At 58.8% G+C, this 6,795-nt stretch carries 8 protein-coding genes; 3 read left to right on the top strand and 5 right to left on the bottom strand.

Going from position 1 to position 6,795, the window contains the following annotated elements; genetic code table 11:
* Positions 1–832 (bottom strand): trimethylamine methyltransferase family protein (locus tag ACR0LF_RS21050; protein WP_480583020.1); only part of this gene is annotated, 832 nt, incomplete at its 3' end.
* A 97-nt stretch (positions 833–929) separates the two neighbouring features.
* On the opposite strand from ACR0LF_RS21050, the gene ACR0LF_RS21045 reads away from it, so the two are divergent.
* Together ACR0LF_RS21045 and ACR0LF_RS21040 are read left to right on the top strand one after the other, a co-directional pair.
* On the top strand, positions 930–1,841 hold the full coding sequence (locus ACR0LF_RS21045) for a LysR substrate-binding domain-containing protein (RefSeq protein ID WP_480583022.1): 912 nt from the start codon (positions 930–932) through the stop codon (positions 1,839–1,841).
* A complete protein-coding gene (locus tag ACR0LF_RS21040) occupies positions 1,838–1,981 on the top strand; it encodes a hypothetical protein (protein ID WP_480583025.1) in 144 nt (47 codons plus the stop codon). Before ACR0LF_RS21045 ends, ACR0LF_RS21040 begins: the two co-directional genes overlap by 4 nt.
* A gap of 62 nt (positions 1,982–2,043) precedes the next feature.
* On the opposite strand, the gene ACR0LF_RS21035 is transcribed toward ACR0LF_RS21040, so the two are convergent.
* On the bottom strand, positions 2,044–3,312 hold the full coding sequence (locus ACR0LF_RS21035) for a cytochrome-c peroxidase (RefSeq protein WP_480583171.1): 1,269 nt from the start codon (positions 3,310–3,312) through the stop codon (positions 2,044–2,046).
* A 15-nt stretch (positions 3,313–3,327) separates the two neighbouring features.
* On the opposite strand from ACR0LF_RS21035, the gene ACR0LF_RS21030 reads away from it, so the two are divergent.
* Positions 3,328–3,798 (top strand): tetratricopeptide repeat protein, encoded by a 471-nt coding sequence (locus ACR0LF_RS21030; RefSeq protein ID WP_480583028.1) that lies wholly within the window; start codon positions 3,328–3,330, stop codon positions 3,796–3,798.
* A gap of 30 nt (positions 3,799–3,828) precedes the next feature.
* Here ACR0LF_RS21030 and ACR0LF_RS21025 read toward each other — a convergent pair whose 3' ends face one another.
* From ACR0LF_RS21025 to ACR0LF_RS21015, 3 genes are read right to left on the bottom strand one after another with little or no spacing between them, the layout of a single operon-like run.
* Positions 3,829–4,890 (bottom strand): TRAP transporter substrate-binding protein, encoded by a 1,062-nt coding sequence (locus tag ACR0LF_RS21025; RefSeq protein ID WP_480583031.1) that lies wholly within the window; start codon positions 4,888–4,890, stop codon positions 3,829–3,831.
* A 25-nt stretch (positions 4,891–4,915) separates the two neighbouring features.
* Positions 4,916–6,205: a TRAP transporter large permease gene (locus ACR0LF_RS21020; protein ID WP_480583034.1), complete on the bottom strand. Its 1,290-nt coding sequence runs from the start codon at positions 6,203–6,205 to the stop codon at positions 4,916–4,918.
* Positions 6,206–6,793 carry a TRAP transporter small permease gene (locus ACR0LF_RS21015; protein WP_480583037.1) on the bottom strand — a complete coding sequence of 196 codons (588 nt, stop codon included), beginning with the start codon at positions 6,791–6,793 and terminating at the stop codon, positions 6,206–6,208.
* Positions 6,794–6,795 lie beyond the last annotated feature (2 nt).

Genomic DNA, 6,795 nt, shown 5'->3' with positions numbered 1-6,795 from the left:
TCGCCTCGGCCATCGCCTGGGCGACGCTGGCGGCGGTGCTGACCGGACCCATCGCGCCGGACAGGATGAACGGCACCACGATCATGCCCTGACCGCGCGTCGAATAGACCCGTGCGGCCTCGGTCACGACCCGGTCCACCAGCAGCGGCGAGTTGGTGTTCACATTGCCCATGATGACGCAATTGTCTTCCATGAAGTCCGCGCCAAAGACGATCTCGGCCATCTCGACGCTGTCTTGCGCCCGGCTCATCTCGGTGATCGCGCCCAGATGCGGTTTGTCGCTGGCGGTCATGTGGGTGAACAGCATGTCCAGATGCCGCTTGCTGACCGGAACGTCGCAGGGTTCACAGGTGACAAAGCCGCCATGATGCAGGTTGGGGTGCATGTAGGTCAGCTTGACCAGCTTCTCGAAGGACTCGATGTCGCCATAGCGGCGGCCGCCCTCCAGATCGCGCACGAAAGGCGCGCCATAGACCGGGGCAAAGACCTGATTGCCGTCCCCGATCACAACCGAGCGATCCCGGTTGCGGGCGACCTGGGTGAACTTCTTCGGCGCCCTGGCGCACAGATCGCGGATCCAGCTCGCATCAGCACGCACAATGTCGCCGTCGATCCGCGCCCCTTCACGCCGCCACAATTCCAGCGCCTCGGGGTCATCCCGGAACGCAATGCCGACCGCTTCGAAAATCCAGTCTACCTGGGTTTCGATCCGCACCAGATCCTCTTCATTCAAAGGGTCGAAATAGGCCAGTTTACGTTGAATATAGGGGGACGCCGGTACCGATCCGGCCTCCGTGCCGCGTAAGCGGGACTGTCGTGCGCGCCGCGCCATGTTGAGCCACTCCTTGGGTCATTTGAAACGGCACAATAACCGCATGAAACCCATCCGTGACGGTTGAAAAAGATAATGCTTTGGATAATCCTAACTTATGCACAACCTCTGGAAAAACGTCTCATCATCAAAACACCTCGTCTACTTCGAAGCCGCCGCAAGACTACAATCAATCACTCGCGCAGCCCACGAAATGAACGTAAAACAACCAGCCGTCAGTGCGGCCATCAAGCAGTTGGAAGAGTCTTTGAATGTCTTGCTGTTCCGAAGAGAGCACAAGAGGATAACGCTCACTTCTGCGGGCGCAAAGCTTTACTCGGATGTATCACGTTCATTCGATCAGATTTTGGCTTCGGTGAACTCGATCAAACAGTTTACCAAGAATGACCATGTCACTTTCAACGCGTCATCCGGGTTCAACTATTATTGGATGATGCCCAGGCTTCAGCAGTTTCACTCAGCCTATCCTGACATCGATCTCAGGCTGCAATCCAGCGACCGCGAACCTGATATCGATTCCGAGAACATCAGCCTCGCAATTCGCCGCGGTTTTGGGCAGTGGGACGGGTACAAATCGGAACTCATCGCAAAAGAGGTCATCTATCCGGTCGCCAGCCCGGCGGAAATGGACGCGGCGGGCACCCTGACATCCGTGCGGGATTTGTTGGATTGCAAGCTGATCCATCTGGAAGAGCCTGTTCGTGAACGTCCAAGCTGGAACCAGTGGTTCGAACATTTCGGTGTGACCGAGGCGCCTCCGATTTCGGGTCTCAGGCTGAACGATTACGCGCTTGTTCTGCAGGCAGCCCTGTCTGGTGAGGGTTTTGCCTTTGGGTGGGATCATCTGACGGCACCATTGGTACAAAGGGGCCTGCTTGTTGCACTGGAGGACTGGAGCTGGGAGACGGGGCTTGGATTCTATTTGGTCTGGTCTGAGAACAGGCCGCTCGTTGACACGGCCAAGCGGGTGAGGGATTGGGTTTTGCTCAACAAGGATGTTCCGGATTGACGGTCGCTCTTTTGCAGGGCTTTAGGGGATCAGGCGACCTTGCACCGATGTTTGGCACCCAGATCGCAGCGGAAATTCTGGACAGGTTTCCAGAACAGGCAGCACACTGGCTGGGCAGCCATATCGAATCTGCTCAGTAGCTTTTTCTGAAGCTGAGAGCGCTGGTTCTTTCGGCACGCTATGCCGGGAATGAAGCGTATAGTCAGGGAACAAACCCGTGGGGTACTCCAAATGGTGGGGTGTCCACGCTGGTTCCGGTGAGCGATTGTAGAAACGCAACGAGGCTTTCAATTTCGGAGTCCGTAAGGTTCACCGGGGTGATATCGATTCTGTTGCGCTGGCGCTCCATTTCAAAGCGATCTTCCCACACAATGAAATCGGCTCGTTCCAACCAGTGAACTTCGGGCAACGATGCCAGCTCTGGCGTCCATTTTTTAAAGCTGACGCGAGGGTTCAGGTGGTGGCGGATCATGCTTTCGAGATCGGGGAAAGCTCCGTTGTGGCCATAGGGCGCAGTCAGGGCGACATTGCGCAGCATCGGTGTGCGAAAGCGGTAGGCATCCTCGAGCCGGTCGCTTTCACCCATGCGGCCCACGTCGCGGACGAAGGGGTCCCACTGCCGGGTGCGGCCCGGACCGAATGGCGGCAGGGCCAGCGCATGGAAATCCTGATCTGACATCAACGGGCCAGCGTGGCAGGTGGAACATCGCGCCTTGCCGTAGAACAGGTTCATCCCGTCCTTCTGGGCCAGCGAAAGGGCACTCGTATCGCCCGCGAGGTAGCGGTCAAACGGGCTGTCGGTGCTGCGCCACTCGATCGCCATGAAAGCGGCCAGAGCGTTGGCGATTTGCGTGATCGTGATGTCTTCGGTGGTCTCGACCTCATCAAAGGCGGCCACGATGGCCGGACCATAGCGGGGAGCGGTACGAACACGCTTGGCGAGGATCGGCCAGCCCTTGTCTATACGGTCATGCACCGCGCCCGTGACCTCATTCTCGGCCACATTGCCCGCCATCTCGAATTGCGAGGTCAAAGGAAACAGAGCTTGTGCCGCCAGCAGAGAATTCAGCCCTTCGGGCAACCACTCCTGCGCCGGGGAATTGAAGCCGTTGCCGTAATCATCCGAAAGGCTCAGCCTGCCGTCGTGAAAGACGGTGTGAATGTCTTTCGCCCCAAGGTTCCACAGGCCCGGAGAGTTGCGCGGGATGCGTTTGCGTATCCTGTCGGCCCCGGTGCCGGGTGTTCGATCAGGACCCAGCCCTTTCCCGCCTTCGCCTATGCCCAGCGACAAACCATCCGAGGTGCCAAAATCCGGGTGGTGGCAATGGGCGCAGGCGATGTTCCGGTTGCCCGACAGGATCGGGTCGTAAAACAGTTGATGACCGATTGCGGCCTGTTCCATATCAAAGGGGATGAAATCATCATCTGTCAGTGGACGCGGCAAGTCCTGCGCCGCGGCGGTGCCGACCAAAAGGAACACAAACCCATGCGTCAGTTTGTATATGCCCTTTGCCTTCTTGCGTCCCCGGCGCAGGCCGAACTGGAACAGGCCCGCGATCTGATGGAGGCCGGGGCGTTTGAAGCCGCGCGCGAGGAACTGCTGCCAGCCGCCCGGTCGGGCAACGCCGAGGCAGAGGAACTGATCGGCGTGATGTACGGTCTCGGGTTGGGGGTCGAGCAGGATTATGAGAGAGCGTTCGAATGGTATCTCCGCGCGTCGATGAAGGGCCATCCCGGGGCGCAATCGGGTGTGGGGTGGTACTATGAACTGGGTCTCGGCATGCCCGCGCCCGATTTGGTGCGCGCCTATATGTGGTACACGCTCAGCGCCATTGGTGGCGACCCCGATGCGGCGATCAGCCTTGAGGAAGTGATCAAGAAAATGTCGCCGGAGCAGATCGAAAAGGCGCATGTTCTGGTCAACGATTATAAAGGGTGGATGTACCCGTTCCGGTGAAGGCCGGGCCACAAGGCCCAGCCCTGTAGCTTAGTTCAGGTCCGCATCCCGCGCGGCGTTCACATCGGCCTCGGCCGCAGCAACGGCTTCGGTCAGTGCAGTGAACACCTCATCCCCGCGCGCTACGTTGGTCTGGAACCACTCGTAGACCGGCGTCGCGGCGTCCTTGAACGCGGCCTTCTGATCGGGGCTTGGGACATAGAGGTCACCGCCACCGGCAACAAAGTCCTCATACGCCTGAATCGACTTGCGCTTGGGCGAGGCAAAAGTGGCCTGCTGCAGCGCATAGAACCCGTCAACCACGACACGGCGCAGATCTTCGGGCATCTCCTGGAACTTGGCGTTGTTCATCCACCACAGCGCGCCCATATAAGCGTGGCCGTCCAGCGTGACATATTGCAGGCCCGCATCCGGGAACTTCATGCCCATGATGTCGGTGATACCGTTTTTCGAACCTTCAACCACACCGGTCTGGAAGCTGGTGAACAGTTCCGGCCACGGGATCGGGGTCGGTGATGCACCGAGTGCTTTCACCAGTTCTTGCGGCAGGTCAGCGACCACGGTGCGGATTTTCAGACCTTCCATATCGGCAGGCTCGGCCACACGACGCTGCGTATTGGCAAAGTTGCGCCACCCGCCTGTGTTGCCGATGGTCATCAGGCGGATCGCGCCACCGGAATCTTCCAACGCCATATCGCGCATGGTACGAGTGAAATCGCCGGACAGGACGTGCTCGGCAATGCGGTCATCGGCCATCAGGTAGGGCAGGTCCAGAACCTGCACGTATGGGAAGATGCCCGAGGCCCCTCCAGAGGTGGAGATGTAGATGTCGATGGTTCCGTCTGCCACGCCCTGCAGGCATTCCGCCCCGTTCGAACACAGTTGCGTGCCGATGAACAGCTCGACCTCGATAGCGCCGTTCGAGGCTGCTTCGACGTAGTTCTTGAAGACGATCAGGCCGTCGTAATCTTCATCGTTTTCGTTCGAATTCGCGGTTGCGCGCAATGTGTAATCGGCGGCGGTTGCGGCAATGGCAGACGCCGCCACAAGCGACGTGGCCACCGCTGCGGTTTTTATGAAGTCTCTGAGCATGCGTTTCCTCCCTGTGATACTCAGTTCAGTTTGCAAATCCCGTTATCCTCGGGATCGTCATGGATAGTGCTGGGATATAGGTGATCAAAAAGATCACGATGATTTCGACCGCCAGAAACGGCAGGATCGCCTTGGCGATGGTCTCGACCCGTTCGCGCGACACGGCGGCGGCCACGAACAGGACCAGGCCCATGGGGGGCGTGGCAAGGCCGACGGTCAGGTTGACGCTCATGATAATGGCAAAATGGATCGGGTCCACGCCGAGGCTGGTGAAGATCGGCCCCAGAATCGGACCAAGGATGATAATCGCCGGACCCGCATCCAGAAACATGCCGACGATGAACAGCAGCAGGTTGATCAGGAACAACAGGATCAGCGGGTTTTCCGACAGGCTGAGGATCAAGGATGCCAGCTGCTCGGGTGCGTGGCTGAGGCTGACCACCGTTTTGAACGCCATGGCCGCACCCACCAGCAGCAGGACAACGGCCGAAGTCATGCCCGCGTTGCTGAGAACCTCGGGCACTTCTTTCAAGGTTAAGGTACGCAGCACGAAGAATCCGATGATAAAGGCGTATCCCACAGCCACCGCGGCCGCCTCGGTCGGGGTGAAAATGCCGCCCAGAATACCCCCCAGAATGATCACGGGCGTCATCAGCGGAAAGAACGCCTTCAGACTGGCCTGACGCCGTTCCGGCCATGTGTATTTGCGGCTGGCGACAGGGAAGTCGTACCGGTCGGCCATGACCTTGATCATCAACATCAGACCAACGCCAACCATGACACCGGGCACGATACCAGCAAGGAACAGCGCGGCGACGCTTTCACCCATCACATAGGCGTAGATGATCATGATGCCTGACGGAGGAATAATCGGCCCGATCACCGAACTGGCTGCCGTGATCGCGGCGGCGAATTTACGGGTATAGCCCTGCTTTTCCATCGCCGGGATCAGCATCGAACCCAAGGCCGAGGTATCGGCCACGGCAGAGCCCGAGAGACCCGCGAACAGGATCGAACTCAGCACGTTCACGTGCGCCAGCCCGCCGCGCAGATGGCCCATAAGGGCCTGGCTGAACTCGACCAGGCGGATGGTGATGCCGCCCCGGTTCATCAACTCTCCGGCCAGCATGAAGAAAGGGATCGCCATCAGCGGGAAGCTGTCCATGCCGTTATAGACGTTGCGGTACAGCAGGGTGATGTCGTTTGTCTGTCCGTTGAGCCATAACAGGATGCCGGGCGCTGCCAGCAGGGCAAAAAACACCGGCAGGCCGATCAGCAGGAAGACCAGAAAAGTGGGCAGGAACCAGATCAGCATCTATTCAGCCCCCACCGCAGCATCAGGGATTTTCGGCAACAGATGCCCTCCGCCGATCAAAGTGATGAAGGCGCGAAGGATCAACTCGATATTGACTAAGATCAGCAGGATGACCCCGACCAACAGCGAAGCCATCATCCAACTGCGCGGAATACGATACCATTCGTCAAATCCAAAGGAGGTGGGCAGATAAAGCGCTGCGGTGGCAAACTTGCCGCCAAAGCCGGTGACTTCGGACCAGCCGATGTTGACAGCGACCAACAAGACCGCCAGCGAAATTAGCAACAGGAAGAGGTTCAGCGATTGCCCCAGCAGGCGTGGTAAAAACCGCTCCAGCATGTCGATGGCCACGAACCCTCCGCGCCGAAACGCGGTCGGTGCCATAAGGCCGGTCATCCACAGCATACAGAAACGCGCGGCCTCGTCCGGCCAGGGTAACGCGCTGCCCAGAACGTACCTGAAAAAGACCTGAATCAGAATTGCGATCACCATCAGCGCAATGGCAACGATACCAACCGCGCGGCCCAGTCGCAGCGCGGTTTCATTCACGAATGCAATCGGCGCAAGCACCGACGTTAATCCGCCCATGC

The sequence above is a fragment of the Ruegeria sp. E8 genome, from assembly GCF_056533985.1.
The sequence above is the reverse complement of the archived record's forward strand: the minus strand, read 5'-3'. Positions and strand labels throughout refer to the sequence as shown.

What these genes read in the sequence shown, in the direction of transcription:
- ACR0LF_RS21045 (WP_480583022.1), top strand. Translation starts at nt 930, where the DNA reads ATGCACAACCTCTGGAAAAACGTCTCATCATCAAAACACCTCGTCTAC.
- ACR0LF_RS21020 (WP_480583034.1), bottom strand. Translation starts at nt 6,205, where the DNA reads ATGCTGATCTGGTTCCTGCCCACTTTTCTGGTCTTCCTGCTGATCGGC.
- ACR0LF_RS21030 (WP_480583028.1), top strand. Translation starts at nt 3,328, where the DNA reads ATGCGTCAGTTTGTATATGCCCTTTGCCTTCTTGCGTCCCCGGCGCAG.
- ACR0LF_RS21025 (WP_480583031.1), bottom strand. Translation starts at nt 4,890, where the DNA reads ATGCTCAGAGACTTCATAAAAACCGCAGCGGTGGCCACGTCGCTTGTG.
- ACR0LF_RS21015 (WP_480583037.1), bottom strand. Translation starts at nt 6,793, where the DNA reads ATGGGCGGATTAACGTCGGTGCTTGCGCCGATTGCATTCGTGAATGAA.